We start from the raw sequence: 17,796 nt of genomic DNA, 5'->3' as shown, positions 1-17,796 counted from the left end.
GGATAATTGGTTAAAAAACGATAAAGTGGATTAAAGTGTAAGACTCCTTATGGTATTCTAGTAAAAGAATATTCCATAAAAGGAGTCTTTTTTATATGAAAATATTAGATGCTCCATCTTTACTGTCAGCTGTCGAACAAAGGTCAAAAGCCTATCAGGGCCTTCGAGACGAAATGCAGCATGTGAAAATAGCATTAAAAAGTGTGTCGGGATTAGGTGATGAATTTACTGGAAAAGGTGCAGACAATATCAAAGCCTTTTATGAGGATCTTGTGCTTTACACAGACACTTATCTTGATTTTATTGATATGCAAAAAGCTTTTTTAGATGGGGTAAAAGGAAAGCTTGATGATGAATCGTTAGGCGGGAGTACATTTATTGATGAGCATTTCTTAGACGCTCAACTGAAACAAGGGATTCAGAATAATAAAGATATGGTCAACGAACAAAAAGAAGCCTTATCCACTATTTTTGATGACATCAGTGATCTCATAGAACTGAATGTATTTTCAAGTAAAGAGGTCAATGAACATTTAGATGATGCGAACAAAAAAAGAAAAGATGCAATTGAGGTTTTACATAAAATAGATCATGAGCTAAAAACAGAATACGCAAAATCAGAAGCGATCGAAAAACACCTCGCAACTTTTTATGCAAAAATGATGGCTGCTACAGGAAAAGGAAAAAATGCGCAGCCCATGTATTACGATGCAAAAGCGTTTCATGAGACAGATGTGTACAAGAATCACGATAAAATCAATGCACAGGTGAAAGCATATTTAAAAGTGAAAAAAGAAGAAAAAGAGAAACGAAGAATCAAAGAATTGAAAGAAAAACTCAACGATCCTTCGTGTATATCAGAAGAGAAATACTTTGAGATTGTAGACGAAATTGGATATGAAAACCTTTCTTACGATCAAAAAATGTATTACAGCCAGCTTCTCCAGATCAAAGCGCAGGAAGAAGCATCAGAGGGGTTCGTTGATGTTGTAAAAGGTGCAGCAGTTGGTCTATATGATGTAGCCAAAGATACAGTAGTTGGCATCTACGATCTTGTGACAGATCCTGGAGGTGCCGTTGAATCGGTCGTAACGGCTGTTTCACATCCAATTGAAACGTCGAAAGCGATTGGAAAGTCGATTTCAGATTCATTCCAAAAAGAAGTCATCGATGGTGATGCATATTCTCGATCACACTGGTTCGCCTATGCGACTGGTTCTCTAGCAGAAATCGTCTTTGGCCCTAAAGGGGCAGGTGCCATTACAAAAACGGGGACAACAGCAGCTAAAACGACGGTGAAGAAAGGGCTTGAACAAGGAGCAAGATCATTAGACAGAGTCTCTATTCCGAATCTATTGCCATACTCACCAAAGTTTCAAATGGCTGGCGGCCCGAAGCTGCCGTATAACGTGTTTGACGGAGAAAATCTCAAAAATAAACTCCTCTCTATGGCAAAGCGCCTAGATAACAATTCAGGATACGGTATCTCTAAAACAGGCAGACGATTACCGGCACCAAAATCACCACCGACTATTGTTAGCTACGGAGATCACTATGTGAGATGGAAACGTAAAAAAGTATTAAAACCAAATGTTGTTTATTCAACAAAGCAAGGCTACACCTACACAACTGATCACTACGGACGTATTGTCAAAGTCGAAGCAAGTGATTTAAAATACGGAGAGGTCAAAAGAAACCAATATGCCCAATCCAATTCAGGGAAGCCGGATCGATTACTAGATGATGACGGAGGTCATTTAATCGCATCTATTTTTAAAGGGTCTGGGGATATTGATAACCTACTTCCAATGAATTCACAAATTAATCGTAGTGGTGGGAAATGGTATCAGATGGAGCAGGAATGGTTGTCTGCACTCAAAGAGGTTCCGCCTGAAAAAGTCTCTGTCTATATTGAGGCAGTCTACCATTCAGACTCCTTAAGGCCTTCAGCTTTCGAAGTGAAATATAAAATAGGGGAAAGCACAGATTATATTTATATAAAAAATGAGTATGGAGGTTAACCTTAGTGGAAACAAATAAAATGTCAGAACTCTATAAAGAAATTGCCGAGAATATACACGAAATCATACCAACTGAATGGCATAAAGTTTGGCTTTACTCCGAAGTGTTAAATGATTCATCAGAGGTTGCTTTTTATTTTTGCACTGATAAAGAGAAATATTTCTATGGTCATAATATTCCTGACGACTTTCAAGTTAGTGAACGAGTATACGTTAATATTTTAATTAGAATGCAAGAGTTATTCATACAATTGAGAGAAGAATTTATAAAACATAATGAACAGGTATGGACAACAGCTACCCTTGAACTAGAACACACAGGAAAGCTATCAATTGAATTTGGTTATGATGATGTCTTAAATTCAGGTTTAAATGGATCACAAAGAAAAGCCATATGGGCATATGAGAATTTAGGAATATACCCAAAAAGAAAATCGGTTAGGGAATTTCTCGAAGAATATATAAAAAATAAAGAAGAAAACAACTAACACATTGCCCTCCAAATTTAAGGAGGGTTATTTATTGTTGAAGAAGATGATGAAAGTGATACAGGAGCTTTTGGAATCTTACTTAGTGACGTTTTCTTGAAAGTGTTAAAGGAGAGAGGATAAAAAACACCCTAGCTGCCGTATAACGTGTTTGACGGAGAAAATCTCAAAAATAAACTCCTCTCTATGGCAAAACGCCTGGACAATCAACCTGTATATGGAATCTCTAAAACAGGCAGACGATTACCAGCACCCAAATCGCCACCAGACGTTGTGAAATACGGAGATCATGTCATCAGATGGAAACGTAAAAAAGTATTAAAACCAAATGTTGTTTATACAAAAAAGCAGCTACACTTTTACCACAGATCATTATGGACGCATTGTCAAAGTAGAAGCAAATGAATTAAAATACGGAGAGACCAAAAGAAACAATTATGCACAATCAAACATAGGGAAGCCTGACAGATTATTAGATGATGATGGTGGGCATTTAATTGCGTCAATTTTTAAAGGTTCAGGTGATATTGATAACCTGCTTCCGATGAATTCACAAATTAATCGTAGTGGTGGGAAATGGTATCAGATGGAACAAGAGTGGTTAGCTGCATTGAAAGAAGTTCCTCCTGAGAAAGTATCTGTTTCAATAGAACCAGTTTATAAAAGTGATTCATTGAGACCAGAACGTTTTGTTGTTGAATTTAGAATAGGCAATGACGAATTACAAAGATCAATTATTAAAAACCAAAAAGGTGGATAAACAATGGAATTAGAGAAACTAGATTCTCTGTATGGTGAAATTGCACAAACTGTTAATGAGATGATTCCAAAAGAGTGGGACGAAGTCTGTTTATATGCTGAAATATTAGACGACTCAGCAGAGATTAATTTTTATTATAGATTAAAGGGAGAAACGGCATTTCTTTACTCGCATAATATACCTGAAGATCATCATGTAAGTAAGTCAATCTATAACGAGTTTTTAATAAAATTACATGATTTGTTTGAGGAGCTACAACAAGCATATGAATTAATTAATCCTGAAAAATGGACAAATTTGACTTTGGAATTAGATGCAAACGGCAAATTTTCCTTAGACTTGAATTATGAAGATGTATTGAATCAAGGAATTAACGGGTCTCAAAGAAGAGCGATATGGGCTTACGAAAATCTCGGAATACTTCCTAAAAGAAAATCAGTCAGGGAATTTCTTGATCAATATATTAAAAATAAAGGATAAAAGTAACAACTAACTTACCGCCCTCCATTAATGGAGGGTTTTTTATTAAAATAGGCATATGATTCAGGAAAAAGTAGACCGACTGTTTCGACTGACTTACATAAAAATGTACCACATATTGGTGCCGCATCAGGCTTAAGAGGAGGCTATTAAAATGAGTTTTAAACGGATTAAAGACAAACTTGATCAATACACTATTGATATTAGATCAACCAAAATAAATAACTTATTAAACGAAATGGATAAAATAGAAGAAGAAAACGGATATCACATTTCTTCTGATTATAAAAGTTTTATTAATGAATATGGAGAATGTTGGATTGAGGACAATGTATATACCTCTCTAAGAGAAAAACCAGTGTGGTTTGTTGGTGAATCAGTGCCAGTCGAATTGTTTTATGGGTTGGAGCAAAATGATTATGATATAAGAGAAGCCATAAAAACATATAAAGAACAATTATCAGAACAAATAATTCCTATCGTAGACGCAGACGGCGGAGACCTAATTTGTTTAGATTAGTGAAATAAATCAAGGGAAAATTTATTTTTGGAATCATGAACTTAGAAATAGAGACCAGGATCTGTTCCTAATTGCTGATACTTTTACTGAGTTTATTGAAGGGTTATTTGTTGTTGAAGATGATGATGAAGATAGTGATACAGAAGATATTGATATCCAACTTAGTGACGATCTCATAAAAATGTTAAAGGAGAGAGATTAAAATTTAGACAAATCTTTTCAAGAAGACTAAACGTTTCTTATATCTATATGGAAATTCATTTTAATCTGAATAACTTTTAAGTTTAAAGGGTGCTAAAGTGCATCCTTTTTATTTTTTTTAAAAAAGACACTCTTTATGGGTGTTTTAGTTTGTATTAGCTATAGGCATGATTATGATCATCTAGAAGATAATCAGGATGGCTTTTAACATTTTATATTTAATTGTTTTATCAGGATTACCCACGAAGTATTATGTCATCAAAGGGAAGGCTTTTTATTATGGTGATGCATATTCTCGATCACACTGGTTCGCCTATGCAACTGGTTCTCTAGCAGAAATCGTCTTTGGTTCTAAAGGGGCAGGTGCCATTACAAAAACGGGGACAACAGCAGCCAAAACGACGGTGAAGAAAGTCCTTGAGCAAGGAGCAAAATCATTAGACAGAGTTTCTATTCCGAATCTATTGCCATACTCACCAAAGTTTCAAATGGCTGGCGGCCCGAAGCTGCCGTATAACGTGTTTGACGGAGAAAATCTCAAAAATAAACTCCTCTCTATGGCCAAACGCCTAGATAACAATTCAGGATACGGTATCTCTAAGACAGGCAGACGATTACCAGCACCAAAATCACCACCGACTGTTGTTAGCTACGGAGATCACTATGTGAGGTGGAAACGTAAAAAAGTATTAAAACCAAATGTTGTTTATTCAACAAAGCAAGGCTACACCTACACAACCGATCACTACGGAAGAATTGTCAAAGTCGAAGCAAGTGATTTAAAATACGGAGAGGTTAAAAGAAACCAATATTCCCAATCCAATTCAGGAAAGCCGGATCGATTACTGGATGATGATGGAGGTCTCTTGATTGCAACTATTTTTAAAGGTTCAGGGGATATTGATAACCTGCTTCCGATGAATTCACAAATTAATCGTAGTGGTGGGAAATGGTATGAGATGGAGCAGAAGTGGAAAAAAGCATTAACGGCTGACCCTCCAAAGCATGTAGAGGTTAAAATTGAACCTGTCTATATGAATGATTCATTAAGACCTGCAGAGTTTCTTGTAGAATATAAAATCGGAGACCATAAGAGATTTAGAACTATTAAAAACAAGCCAGGAGGTTGAAGTATGGAAAAAATAGAAGAAAACTATAAAGAAATAGCGGAAATAATAAATGAAATGATTCCTGTAGAATGGGATAAAGTTTGGATGTATGCAGAAATCGTGGATGATTCGTCAGAAGTGAATTTTTATTTCTGCAACCCAGGCAATGAAGAATTAATATATGGTCATAATATTCCTGAAAAGTATAGTGTTAGCAACTCTATTTATAAAGAGTTATTATTAAAACTTCTCCATTCTTTTGAAGACTTAAAAAAGGAATATGTAAAAAATGGATTTGGAGATTGGTCGACAGCAATTTTAAAAATGGAGCAACCAGGGAAATTCTCGATTGAGTATGGGTACGAAGATATTTATTCATTAGGCATTGATGGTGATCAAAGAATCGCAGTTTGGGAATATGAAACGTTCGGATTTTTACCCGACGATGAAGAAGATAAAGAAGCCGTATTAATTTATGAAAAAAATAAAGAAGATAACTAACGCACAATACCCTCCAATTTAAGGAGGGTATTTCTCATATATGTTTCATAAAACCTCATTTCCATTATCTAAACCGATAAACCGTCACCTCACAATCACCCAGCACCTCTTCAATCATCTCTTCCACAATCGTCCAATCGCCGCCAGCCAATCCGCAGCCGATCCCGTATGGAATGGCGATGGACGTTTGTTTTTTCTCTTCAGGTGATTGTGTCACTGTATCCTTTAGATGTTGAAAGCAGCTGCGTAAGGCATCGTAGTCTGTTTGCTTTCTTGTTCTTCCGTATCCAGCTTGGGCAAATAAGTTGGCAATTGTTTTTCCGTCTTTTGTTGTGATGAGTTGAACGGAGCTTAACAAGTCATCTCCTTGTTCTGTACATAACTGTTTATAATCTTTGAACACATTCGGATATTTGCTTTTGATCTGTTTTGCTAATCCAGCTCCCATGACTCCTTTACAGTTCACTTGGTGACAAATGATGTCTTCGCTTGCCTCTAATATATTGCCGTCTACCGTTTTGATCATATGCAGTAACCCCTTTTTGATAAAATGCAAACTTATGTTCTATTATAACAGTTTTGTTCCTGTGATTTAATAGCCTTTGATGAGTTTTTAGTTAGTACACGATGTTCAGGTGACAGCAAAGTGACAAACATGTCATATGATTCCATGGTTTGTTCGTTCGATCGATGGAGGCAGACATCTCATTTCAATTATCCTTATCGTAAATCAAGTAAAAAGGGATGAAATGAGATGCGGGGACTTAATGAAGATTTATTTAGGCGGGTGAATGAGCTCAGTATCGATTATGGTTACTTGAATCCAATATTTATTGGACTAGCTGAATATACAGTGCTGCTGGCAGCGCTCGTGTGTCTGTTCGTATGGTTTCAAAATCGCAGCAGGTACAATAGGGCGATGGTCGTTTCTGCCGGACTGACCTTCGTACTCGCCGAGTTACTTGGGAAAATCGCTGGGGTGTTTTATTTTAATCAGCAGCCCTTTGCAGAAATGAGCCACGTCAATCTTTTGATTCAAAAGGAAGTGAATAACTCGTTTCCGAGTGATCATACCATCTTTATTTTTTCGATTTGCGTGATCTTTTGGCTGTTTCACAAACGCCATATGTATTGGCTGATCATTGCGTGTGCTGTTGGTTTTTCAAGGGTTTGGGTAGGTGTTCATTATCCATTTGATGTCTTAGCAGGAGCTGCTATAGCGTGTTTAACAGCTGTCGCCGTTGTATATTTGCCGATATGCCAAAAGAGCGTTGATGCCCTTTTGTCATGTTATGAATGGCTTGAACAAAAATTGGTAGGGAAGAGAATAAAATAACATGCAGCAGTAAAATTCCCCGATCTGTAAAGCTGAGATCGGGGTACTGTTTATATTCGCCAAAACGTTGAATAATCCGCTTTGTCTTCGATATTAAATTCGATGATTTTCTTTAGGAGAGGATAATCAACTGGCAAGCTTTCTTTCATGCGAAACAGATTTTTCCCATGATCGTACCCAGCTTGTACAATGTCAGCTGAAAATTGATCAATTCCTTTTGCTTCTGGTGCGACAGAAATGTGATGTTTTGCCACGCTAAACCCAATAATAAATGTGCCGTGATCAGTGAACATAGGCTGATTCCAAGCAATTCTTGCCTCTAATTGAGGGAATGTGTCTTCTATCCATTTTAAGATGTCTTGAGTGCGCTGCTTCAGCTCGGGGTTACCGATTTTGCTGATATATTCTTCAAACACATGCATGATATTTTATCCTCCCAATCCATCTACCTCATAAGCCTCAGACGGGATTCGAACCCGCACTCCTTTCGTAAGCATAGGCTAGGGGCAACACGCTTCCCTACGGAATTTCACCGACAGGAATTTCACCTGTCTCAGCTCATGTGCTTTTCGGTGCTTCTGAAACCCTTGCCTTGCGACCCGCCAGCTACAATTTGTTTTACGGCGCTCTTCCCTTCTAGAGCTACTGAGGCGTGTAAGTGATTGATCATATTATATAAAGAAACTGGATAAATGAAAAGCTGCTATGAACCATCATCAGATTAGAAAGCCTTGACATTGGGCTTTTTTCATTTCATCTCAAGATGTTTATTTAAAAAAAGGCGGAATTTTTTCGCAAATATCATTGACTAGGAGAAAGAAACACACTTTCAATGGAAACGGTTATTGAAGATTCAAGTGATTCATATTAAAATGATGTCAAATGGACTAATTAGCAATTGCTAATAGAAGTTCCATATTTAGTGAAATATGTGTTGCAGCTGAAGGTGATTGGGGGTGTAGAATGAGCAAAGTTCCTGTTGCGGAATTGGCATCACTATTAAATGACTGGAACATGGAAATCAAAAAAGATCATGCAGATGAGGCAGAACGGTTATTTGCCAAAGCGAAAAAAGCGGTAGAGGAAATTGACGATGCGGATATCCTCATATACTATTCTCTTCTTGAGAAGAGACATCACATTCTTATGTACAATTTAAGAGGGCAAAAGGGCAATGTTTCAACGAAAAGCATAGAGGGTCATTATGGAAAAAAAGAAGATGACCTGTCTAATCGTCTTGCCTATTATTTTGATTTTTATGAGGGTGTGTATGAGCAGCATCAAGGTAATTATGAGGTTGCATTGCAAATGTATCAAAGTGCTGAAAAGCTCTTAGATAAAATTCCAAGTGAGATAGAACGTGCTGATTTCGATTTTAAAGTGGCATGGCTTTATTACCGGCTCAGTCATATCATGCTCTCATTAAGCTATATCCGCAGAGCGCTGCACGTCTATAAGCGGCACAAGCAGTATGAAAGAAGAACGGCCCTTTCATACTCTCTTATAGCAGCGAATCTAACGGAGATCGGCCGGTATGAAGAGGCGCTTGAGAATTATCGTCTGGCGGAAGAAGTTTTGACAAATGAGCAGGATGATTTTATGCTGGCTCAGCTTCATCACAATGTGGCCATTTTATATTCATTTTGGAATAAACCGAAGGAATCGATACGTCATCTTGAAAAAGCACTGTCCCATCAAGAGTATTATGATTCAGATTTCTTTTTCCATTCTACGTATCTGATCAGCCGGGAACTCTGTGTGATTGGTGAAAAGCAGCGTGCAAGCCAATATATAGAGGCTGCATATGCCAGAATAAAAGATGCTTCTCATGAAGTGTTTCAGCTAAAAATAGGCATCGTACATGATCTTTACTTAACGCATGCGCCACAAAGATTTCAGCAAATTGATGAGAAATTAAGAAAGTTAGAAGAGAAGAATGAATATCATGAAGTAAAAGAGCTATCACAATTTGCAGCAAAATATTGTGAAAAGCAATCACTTTATGAGCAGTCTGTTTTTTACTTGAACAAAAGTTTAGAAGCGGATTTACATATGAAAAGAATGGGGTTGATTTAAGATGAAAACAGGATTAAAAGTATTATTCGTTGTCGGTTTAGCGGTCGCTGCGACTGTTCTATCGCAAAACGTTGCGGGTTCATTCGAAGTTGCAGAAAAAATCATTGGTGGTTAATACCATTTATCTCTCGCCCTTGTTGATGATCGTCAGCAAGGGTTTTTTGTGTTTTAATAGGCTCTTCTTATTAAACGCTCCAAGAACGTTTAATAAGAAGAATTCGCAACAAAGGGGGTGTGCAAATTTATTACCTGCTCCATTATTCTAAATAAACATAGGGCAGAGCAACAAGTTAAAAAGGTCACTTTTCTTTGCTTAATTTAATTTTTTGCAGGACTTTTCATTCAAATTTTATCAAATTGGTCTAATGTACATAGAAGGAAAGAAAAAGCAGGAGCACCGCCCCATTTGTCATGCATATGATGAGATAAGGTCTGATTCGAAGGCAGGTGATTGTATGTATCCACGGGTTTATGGTGGTTTTCATGGAGGCGGTTTTAGCGGAGGCGGGGCACATATTGGGCCGGTTGGGTCCCATATCGGCTTTGGCGGGTATTATTTGAGTCCTGGTGTATTCTCTGGCTTAGGCGGTTTTCCCGGGTACGGAGGATTCGGGACATTTTCTGGATATCCATATGGTTCAACGTTCATCATGGGACGCCCTCCTGGTTTTTATGTCAGGAGTTATTAGTGTAAGATCACAATAATTGAAATAGCCATCTAAAGAGAGGCTATTTCAATTGGTGAAAGTGCTTCAATCCAGCAGTTATCACAATGATGCCTAGAATGATGATAGGCAGCCATATGATGATAAACGGATCGTAACGATCTGTGTATGCAGCAATAGCTGCACCTAGGCAGTAGAAGACAATAGAGCCTATTCGCATCAAGCTTACAATCTGGATAGGGGCCTTTCTTTTTTCCCGGTATGATATGCGCTTGGCTGCATCTTCAAATAGGTTAGCAAGTGTACTTGTGAGAACGGTTGTGGAAATGCCAGCAACATTCAATTTGCGTGCGGCCGCCGTTTGCATGCCCATAGCCATACTTAAAAGAATGATCAGCATAAAGTAAGCACCTTGTGTATAAGGGAAAATGGTCATGAGAGCAAATAGAAGCAAAATCATCAATTCGATGATAAAAATGCGGGTTACGGCTTTTGGCCAAAACGTTTTCTCGTGATTTCCGCCTATCACCACTGCAAGTAAAACCCCTAAAACGAATCCACTTAGAGCAATGATGGAATGAAGGGCTGTTAGCTGCAAGGAGCTTCCTGCTGCAATGCCAAGCAGCACAATATTACCTGTCATATTGGCTGTAAACACATGCCCTAGGCTTAAATAGCCAATCACATCCACAATTCCTGCGGAAAGACATAAGAAAATCAAAGCTGTATTTCGAAATGAATGTGCGGTCAAAATAGTCATCCCTTTCTTTCTCTCTAATGAATAAGTGTAACGCTTCATGACCGCAAATGTCCATCTGATGAGATGGTCACATGTGTGCAAGCTGATGTAAGACTTGTCTAAAAGCATCATCATTCACAAGGTGCCTCATGCGGCGGAACGGATCGCCCTTTTCCTTTAAACGCTCTATAACAGCCGGCATCGTAAAAAGAGAAGGATGAAGCTCATCATGATAGAGTTCGTCCCATTCAAGCGGTGTCGCAACAAGTCCAAGCTCATTTCCTCTTGGAGAATATGGAGCGATGATTGTTTTCCCAGCATCGTGCTGAATGTAGTCTAAATACAAGCGATTGCCGCGTTTTTTCTTAAGGCGTTCCAGAGTAAAAAGATCCGGTGCTTGCTCACATAAAAATTGGCATATAAATGCGGTGAATTGTCTTGTTTCTTCGTATGTGAAGGCGTTTTTCTTTAAAGGAATATAGACTTGAAGCCCTTTACCTCCGCTTGTTTTAATAAAGGCTGTGAGAAAAAGCCCGTCTAAAAGCGCTTTGATTCGTTTAGCCGCTTCTATGGCTAGATGAAACTCATTTACAGATGGCGGGTCTAGATCAAAGACGATTTCTGTCGGCCGATCCGTATCTCTTGTTTCAAAAGGGATATGAAATTCCATCGCCAGCTGGTTGCCAAGCCAAAGAAGTGTACGAGGATCATTACAGACCGTATAAGAAATATCATCAACTTCATCTGTTAAAACAAAATCCGGCGCATAATCAGGTGTCGACTTTTGATAAAAGAATTCGTCTCCAGTGCCATGCGGATACCGAATTAAAGTAAGACGCCTTTCACGTAAAAAGGGCAAAAGGTAGGGAGCCGCTTGTCTTAAATAAAGTAAGTAATCTGCCTTGTTTAGTTGAAGAGCCGGGACAATCGGTTTTTCTGGGTGGGTGACGTCTATAGCAGCAGGGAGTGGATACAGCTGTTTGAGCATTTGCTGAAATGTACATGCTGCTGGATCAGCATCTAGTAAAAAGGAAGAAAAACGCGGCTCTCTTAACGCCGATCCATCAAAGGATATACAAGCAATGCTGGCAACGATAGAAGGAGGGATTTCGTATAAAGATCCTCCTGTTAACTGGCCTTTTGTCTGAAATAGTGTACGCAGCGTTTGTTCTTCTTCTTTAGAAAAACCATGCTTGAATTGGACAACCTCGATGAGAGCCGAATCTTGATAAATGGAACCTTGAAAATAGCCATTTTCTTTGTCAAAACGGGTGACAATGACAGAGACATACCGCCAGTTTTTCATTTTCAGCCATTCTTTTGAACGAGTATTGTCATGCCATTTACTCGACTTTTTTTTCGCTACTAGTCCTTCTGCTAAATACGTCGTCATCACGTTTTTCATGTATTCAGAGTCTGGGTCTGTATGAATGACCTGCAAAAGGGAAGGGTGCTCTAGCTGAACTGAGGAGGGGAGCTTTGCTTCTTGGAATAATTGCTGCAGCTGATTTTTTCTTTCCATCAACGGTGAATCAACGAGAGGTTTCCCTTTGCAGCTTAATAGATCAAACGTAATGAAATGGCATGGAAATCGTTCAGCCTGTCGTTGTATGGCTTCTTTGTTTTTCAGCCTGCCTCTTTGCTGAACCTTCGCAAACTCGCTTTGTTGTTCACTCAGTAAAAAGACCAATTCTCCGTCAAGTGTCAGCGGTAAAAAGGGAGCAAATTGTTCTCTTAATTGTTCGCATTGATCCATCACTTCAGGAAATTGCTTATTTAGCCGTTTTCCGGTCCTGCTTTCTAAACGAATCTCGTCTTCTTCCCATACAAGAATAGCCCGAAAGCCATCATATTTTAATTCATACACCCAGTCTGCACCGGCAGGTATATCATGTGCAGGTGTTAATCGCATAGGTTTCATTGTGCATGTCACTTCCTTATATCATGTGTTCTTAGAGTGGGATGAAATTTTCATTCACATACATAAGTCTGATGAAAACATTACATAGTAAGGAGAAAAGAACGGAGGAATCGCGATGCATACAGTATGGAAAGGCGGCATTAGTTTCGGATTGGTCAATATTCCAGTCAAGCTGTTTACCGCTACAGAGAACAAAGACATTAAATTAAGACAGCTGCATAAAGAGTGTCACACGCCCATTAACTACAAGAAAGTATGTGCCAATTGCGGTGAAGAAGTAGCGCCAGAACAAATTGTGAAGGCGTATGAATATGCGAAAAATAAATTTATTGAATTGGACGATGAAGAACTGGAAAAGCTGCGAAAAGAAAATGAAGAAAAAGCCGTTGAAATCATTGATTTTGTAAAGATTGAGGAGATTGATCCAATCTATTACGAAAGAAGTTACTTCTTATCACCGGATACCGGCGGAGCGAAGGCTTATTCATTATTAAGAAAAGCTTTAGAGGAATCGGGGAAAATTGGTGTCGCTAAGATTATGATTCGCTCAAAGGAGCAATTAGCGATCGTTAGGTGCTATGAACATATTTTGCTGATGGAAACCATTCATTTCCCTGACGAAATTAGACAAGTATCAGATGTGCCGAATATCCCCCAAGAGGAGAACATTGTAAAGAAAGAGTTAGATACAGCGCTCCTTTTAATCGAGCAGCTGACCACAACGTTCGATCCAGCGGCATATCAAGATGAATACAGAGAACAGCTGATGAATTTAATTGGCGATAAAATATCTGGAGAACATACCGTTCAGCCAGAAACGACAGGCAAAAAAGATCCTGCAGCCAATGTGACAGATTTAATGGCCGCACTACAGGCTTCGATCGACCGATCAAAACCAGCCAAAGCGAAAAAAGCAGCACCTAAGAAAAGAAAAACTCCAGCGAAAAAAGAAAAGAATGCTTAAAAAAAGACCGCTGACAAGCGGTCTTAAATTGTTAACAAAAGACTAAAATGATCTTTATTTTAGCCTTTTTTTTCCTTCAGCGTGATAGAAAACCTTTGCAGCCCTAGGAAGGACGAGTACCGGAGCGGAGCGAATTTAACATTCGTGAGCACCGGCACGCAGGACTGACACCGAATGCGAGGGTTTGTCTACACGCTAAGACCGCTGACGAGCGGTCTTATTGCGGTTTTAACACGTCCTGAATCGTCCCGTCTTTTCGATGAATGACAACGGAAGTTCCTTTATTAGCTGAAATCTCCTTTGCCCGGTCAATTGCTTCTTGTTTTGTTTCTTTGACCTCACTTGCTCGTTTCGCTTTCTCTGTTTGAATCGCCCAGCCTTCCTCGTGTTTCACTACATGCTGCGCATGATCCATGAGCTCTGGTCTTGTGGAGCTGCTGCTCTCTGAAGGTTTGACAGAACCATGAGATGAAAAATTCTCTACCTCTTTCTCCGCTGCGTTCTTTTTCCACTCTTTCGCTTGACTGATTGCAATTGGAATGGCTCTATTTTCCTCATAGCCTTCCTGAATCATTTTATTGGCAATCTCAAGCGCTTTTTTTCGAATGACGTTGTCTAATGATTGAAATGAAGCTGGATAATCGTTCATCGTCCAAGGCATATGGACCGCTCCTTTCTGTTATTTTATTTGAACACCTTCCCCCATCTGCAATAAATCAAACATACAATGTCTCTCAAACTAATGTTAGGGATAAAATACATCGTTTTGCTGAGGCAGAATATCATTCATTCACGCAGAATAGAAGATAGAAAAGGAGTGATTTTGATGATGATGAAAGGTTTGTATGAAGCACATTTACCTGTGAGTGACTTGAAGACATCGATTGCGTTTTATGAAAAATTGGAATTGACACTTGCTCATGAAAATGAAAGAGTTGCTTTTTTATGGATTGAGAAAGGAAAGAGCTGGCTTGGACTGTGGAAAGTAGATATAAATGCCTATCCATACCATCCTTCGACTCGTCACGTTGCCTTTCAAATTACAACGTCCAGTATCGAACAGATTAAGACTTGGCTGATTGAAAGAGGCATCAGTATTCACCCAATGTTTGGTTTTTCAGAAGAAAAGCAGCCTTTAGTTCTCGATAATCCGCCGCAATTTCATGCAGCGATCTATTTTCTTGACCCAGATGAGAATCTGCTTGAATGCATTGCCCCGCTTGAACTTGATACAGCAGAAAACTACGATATCATGGCATATGAGGACTGGGACCAAAAGAAAAATCCGTTTATTGATTGACAAAATCACTCATTGTAACTATATTGATTACAACGGTGGTGAAAGATTGTGAAACAAATTAGCAGCAGGTATCCGATTGCTGTTCATATTGTGTCATTTATTGCAGGTGTTCCAAAAGAGTGTACTAGTGATTTTATTGCAGAGAGCGTGAATTCAAATCCAGCCATTGTTCGAAAAATGATGGCAATGCTCAAACGGGCGGGTCTCATTGAAATTCGCCGCGGTGTGGGCGGTGCTTATTTAAAAAGACCGGCTGAGGACATCACGCTGTTAGATGTGTATCGCGCTGTGGATGTAAGCGAGGATAAAGAATTATTTAACTTTCATCAGCCCGTCATCGCATGCCCGATTGGTCAAGCGATGGACACGAGACTTCGGCATGAACTAAAAGAAGCACAAGCTGCACTTGAGAATCACCTAAAGCAAGTGACAATTCAGCAATTATTAACAGAGGCGGAATAAAAAAGCTCGTACTTTAGAGCTTTTTTTACACCTTTGTTGTAACCATTTCGATTATAACGAATGTACATCACCGTTGAACGAAAAATGAGGAGGTCAACAAATGAAATTATTAGTAACAGGCGCAACGGGACAACTTGGATCGCTCGTCGTCAAGCATTTGCTCACAAAAGTACCGGCTGAACAAATTTCAGTCAGTGTTCGAAATCCGCAAAAAGCAGCACATTTGAAGGATGCAGGGGTGGATGTACGCCATGGAGATTTTACTCAGCCAGACACCCTGGCATCAGCATTTAAGGGCATTGATCGTCTGTTGATCATTTCAACAGCGGATGGTGACCGCGTCGAGCAGCATAAAGCAGCAATTGAAGCGGCGAAAGCAGCAAATGTGAGGTTTATTGCTTATACAAGTGTTGTCAATGCAAGAGAGAGTCAGCTTGTCCTTGCAAATGACCATGCCAAAACAGAAGAAGCCATTTTGGCCTCTGGCATTCCTCATGTATTTTTAAGAAACAACTGGTATGTTGAAAACGAAAAGGATACGATTCTGGCGTCAGTCAGCGGCGCACCATTTTTAAGCCCTATTGGCGAAGGAAAGGTTGGCTGGGCAACAAGAAATGACTACGCAGAAGCGGCAGCAAATGCGTTAACACTTGCCGTACATGATCAGGAGATATATGAACTGTCAGGACCTCTTCGGACGCATAGTGAACTTGCACAAATTGTTAGTAAGGTGAGTGGAAAAGAAATCAAAGTAGAAAAAATAGATGTAGACACCTTTGGAGACTTTTTAGCTTCAAATGGTGTACCAAAAGAAGCAGTGCCATTTGTCAAAGCCATTCAAAGCGGCATACGCGATGGTGCTTTAGCTGTCGAAAGTCAAGATTTCGAAACATTACTAGGCCGGCCGTTAACACCTATTGAAGAGAGAATTCGTGAATTGATTTCAGAATAAACAACAAAAACGCCCTATGAAAAGGGCGTTTTTTCCATCCAAAAAGCTCACGCCAGTTTTAAAAAATCATCTTGCCACTAGGTGAATGGACATAGTAAGATGACGACATACAAGATGAACTGCTCATCTACTGCTGATGTAAAGGAAGCTGCTAATGGAAATGAAGACAACTGCTCAAACGAAATCAATTGCACTGCCGCTTGTGATTTCAATTATTGCCATTTCGTTTTCTGCAATCATTGTGAAATGGTCAAATGCACCTGCTGCTATTTTAAGTATGTATCGAATGATTTTTGCGGCGGCTCTCATGCTGCCGTTTATCTTGCCAAGAAAAAAAGAATTTCTCTCGATAAAGCGCAGAGACTGGTTTTTCTTATGTACCTCAGGCTTCTTTTTAGGGCTTCACTTTGTGTTATGGTTTGGCTCACTGAAGCTGACGACAGTGGCAAGCTCTACCATTATTATCGCCCTTCAGCCGATGGTGTCCTTATTAGGAGGATTCCTCATTTTCCGTGAACGAACAACAATGTCTGCAATATTAACGATGTGTGGGGCGATTGTTGGTGCCCTCATGATAGGCTGGGGAGATATTGGTCATAGCAAGGAAGCCATCTTAGGAGATATTTTATCCTTTTTGAGTGTGATCGCTGTTGTTTGTTATTTGTTAATAGGCCAACAGGCTGTAAGAAAAATATCTCATTGGATTTATAGTTTTTGTGTATTTGGCTTTGCCGGTCTTTTTTTAATTTTATTCAACCTGTTTCAGCAAACTCCTTTTATAGGCTATCCGGGTAAAGAGTGGGGAATCTTTTTATTGCTCGCCATTATTCCCACGATGTCTCATGTCATTAATAATTGGCTATTAACCTATGTTAATGCGACTACCATTTCAATGAGTATTCTAGGTGAACCTGTTGGGGCAACGATCCTTGCTGTATGGCTGCTTGGAGAGAAAGTCACGCTGCTTCAAATGCTTGGCGGTCTGCTTGTTCTTTTAGGCGTCTTTTTCTTTTTGATGCAGCAGCGTCAAGGTATCGTGATGAAAACAAAAAAATCCGGTTAACTTCCGGATTTTTTACTCTTTTAAATCGTTTTTTTCAATTACTTTGTTTAATCTTGCCTCGATTTTTTTCAATTCCATTCGTTTTCTTCTAATCATGCGAAACGCGATAACAATGATTGTCACAATAAAGGCAATGAATAGAAGAGAGAACACTTGAAATAGAAGATCTCCCATGTTGAATGCCATATTCTCTCTATTAGACATACGTAAAACCTCCTTTTCTATCTATATATTACCA

19 protein-coding genes and 1 pseudogene are annotated in these 17,796 nt (G+C 39.1%); 14 read left to right on the top strand and 6 right to left on the bottom strand.

Features of this window, described 5'->3' with window-relative positions; genetic code table 11:
- Positions 1-95 precede the first annotated feature (95 nt).
- The 7 genes and pseudogenes from M1D84_RS10320 to M1D84_RS10290 all read left to right on the top strand — a co-directional run bounded on the left by M1D84_RS10320 (position 96) and on the right by M1D84_RS10290 (position 6,080).
- Positions 96-2,021 (top strand): T7SS effector LXG polymorphic toxin, encoded by a 1,926-nt coding sequence (locus tag M1D84_RS10320; protein ID WP_332284351.1) that lies wholly within the window; start codon positions 96-98, stop codon positions 2,019-2,021.
- A gap of 5 nt (positions 2,022-2,026) precedes the next feature.
- Entirely contained in the window at positions 2,027-2,509 is a 483-nt protein-coding gene (locus M1D84_RS10315; RefSeq protein ID WP_268415809.1) for an antitoxin YezG family protein, read from the top strand.
- A gap of 135 nt (positions 2,510-2,644) precedes the next feature.
- Positions 2,645-3,269: pseudogene (locus M1D84_RS10310) on the top strand (DNA/RNA non-specific endonuclease); the annotation flags it as partial.
- Between the two features lie 3 nt (positions 3,270-3,272).
- Positions 3,273-3,749 (top strand): antitoxin YezG family protein, encoded by a 477-nt coding sequence (locus M1D84_RS10305; RefSeq protein ID WP_332284348.1) that lies wholly within the window; start codon positions 3,273-3,275, stop codon positions 3,747-3,749.
- Between the two features lie 154 nt (positions 3,750-3,903).
- The gene (locus tag M1D84_RS10300; protein ID WP_332284347.1) at positions 3,904-4,269 is read left to right on the top strand and encodes an SMI1/KNR4 family protein; all 366 of its coding nucleotides are present in this window, start codon (positions 3,904-3,906) and stop codon (positions 4,267-4,269) included.
- Between the two features lie 398 nt (positions 4,270-4,667).
- Positions 4,668-5,600, top strand: coding sequence for a DNA/RNA non-specific endonuclease (locus M1D84_RS10295; protein ID WP_332284346.1), 933 nt, complete (start codon positions 4,668-4,670; stop codon positions 5,598-5,600).
- 3 nt (positions 5,601-5,603) lie between these two features.
- A complete protein-coding gene (locus M1D84_RS10290; protein ID WP_024425106.1) occupies positions 5,604-6,080 on the top strand; it encodes an immunity protein YezG family protein in 477 nt (158 codons plus the stop codon).
- A 64-nt stretch (positions 6,081-6,144) separates the two neighbouring features.
- Here the strand turns inward: M1D84_RS10290 and M1D84_RS10285 are convergent, their stop codons facing one another.
- Complete coding sequence (locus M1D84_RS10285; RefSeq protein ID WP_024425107.1) at positions 6,145-6,606, bottom strand: macro domain-containing protein; 462 nt, start codon at positions 6,604-6,606, stop codon at positions 6,145-6,147.
- Between the two features lie 228 nt (positions 6,607-6,834).
- On the opposite strand from M1D84_RS10285, the gene M1D84_RS10280 reads away from it, so the two are divergent.
- Positions 6,835-7,416, top strand: a complete 582-nt coding sequence (locus M1D84_RS10280; RefSeq protein ID WP_024425108.1) for an undecaprenyl-diphosphatase — start codon at positions 6,835-6,837, stop codon at positions 7,414-7,416.
- 50 nt (positions 7,417-7,466) lie between these two features.
- Here the strand turns inward: M1D84_RS10280 and M1D84_RS10275 are convergent, their stop codons facing one another.
- Complete coding sequence (locus tag M1D84_RS10275) at positions 7,467-7,838, bottom strand: iron chaperone (RefSeq protein WP_024425109.1); 372 nt, start codon at positions 7,836-7,838, stop codon at positions 7,467-7,469.
- A gap of 541 nt (positions 7,839-8,379) precedes the next feature.
- On the opposite strand from M1D84_RS10275, the gene M1D84_RS10270 reads away from it, so the two are divergent.
- Complete coding sequence (locus tag M1D84_RS10270) at positions 8,380-9,492, top strand: response regulator aspartate phosphatase (protein ID WP_024425110.1); 1,113 nt, start codon at positions 8,380-8,382, stop codon at positions 9,490-9,492.
- Positions 9,493-10,221: 729 nt separating this feature from the next.
- On the opposite strand, the gene M1D84_RS10265 is transcribed toward M1D84_RS10270, so the two are convergent.
- Positions 10,222-10,917, bottom strand: a complete 696-nt coding sequence (locus tag M1D84_RS10265) for a YoaK family protein (RefSeq protein WP_087978168.1) — start codon at positions 10,915-10,917, stop codon at positions 10,222-10,224.
- 67 nt (positions 10,918-10,984) lie between these two features.
- Positions 10,985-12,817: a DNA ligase D gene (locus tag M1D84_RS10260; protein WP_024425112.1), complete on the bottom strand. Its 1,833-nt coding sequence runs from the start codon at positions 12,815-12,817 to the stop codon at positions 10,985-10,987.
- Between the two features lie 115 nt (positions 12,818-12,932).
- Between M1D84_RS10260 and ku the strand changes: the two genes are divergently transcribed.
- Positions 12,933-13,781, top strand: a complete 849-nt coding sequence (ku, locus tag M1D84_RS10255) for a non-homologous end joining protein Ku (RefSeq protein WP_024425113.1) — start codon at positions 12,933-12,935, stop codon at positions 13,779-13,781.
- 217 nt (positions 13,782-13,998) lie between these two features.
- Here ku and M1D84_RS10250 read toward each other — a convergent pair whose 3' ends face one another.
- Entirely contained in the window at positions 13,999-14,442 is a 444-nt protein-coding gene (locus M1D84_RS10250) for a DUF2188 domain-containing protein (protein WP_332284341.1), read from the bottom strand.
- 165 nt (positions 14,443-14,607) lie between these two features.
- On the opposite strand from M1D84_RS10250, the gene M1D84_RS10245 reads away from it, so the two are divergent.
- The 4 genes from M1D84_RS10245 to M1D84_RS10230 all read left to right on the top strand — a co-directional run bounded on the left by M1D84_RS10245 (position 14,608) and on the right by M1D84_RS10230 (position 17,558).
- Positions 14,608-15,081 carry a VOC family protein gene (locus M1D84_RS10245; protein ID WP_051170147.1) on the top strand — a complete coding sequence of 158 codons (474 nt, stop codon included), beginning with the start codon at positions 14,608-14,610 and terminating at the stop codon, positions 15,079-15,081.
- A 48-nt stretch (positions 15,082-15,129) separates the two neighbouring features.
- Positions 15,130-15,543 carry an Rrf2 family transcriptional regulator gene (locus tag M1D84_RS10240; protein WP_024425116.1) on the top strand — a complete coding sequence of 138 codons (414 nt, stop codon included), beginning with the start codon at positions 15,130-15,132 and terminating at the stop codon, positions 15,541-15,543.
- Between the two features lie 100 nt (positions 15,544-15,643).
- Positions 15,644-16,495, top strand: a complete 852-nt coding sequence (locus tag M1D84_RS10235; RefSeq protein WP_024425117.1) for an SDR family oxidoreductase — start codon at positions 15,644-15,646, stop codon at positions 16,493-16,495.
- A gap of 154 nt (positions 16,496-16,649) precedes the next feature.
- Positions 16,650-17,558 (top strand): DMT family transporter, encoded by a 909-nt coding sequence (locus tag M1D84_RS10230; protein ID WP_332284338.1) that lies wholly within the window; start codon positions 16,650-16,652, stop codon positions 17,556-17,558.
- 12 nt (positions 17,559-17,570) lie between these two features.
- Here the strand turns inward: M1D84_RS10230 and M1D84_RS10225 are convergent, their stop codons facing one another.
- Complete coding sequence (locus M1D84_RS10225) at positions 17,571-17,762, bottom strand: hypothetical protein (RefSeq protein WP_024425119.1); 192 nt, start codon at positions 17,760-17,762, stop codon at positions 17,571-17,573.
- Positions 17,763-17,796: the final 34 nt, after the last annotated feature.

This window comes from Bacillus sp. PK5-006 (assembly GCF_054161415.1).
The sequence above is the reverse complement of the archived record's forward strand: the minus strand, read 5'-3'. Positions and strand labels throughout refer to the sequence as shown.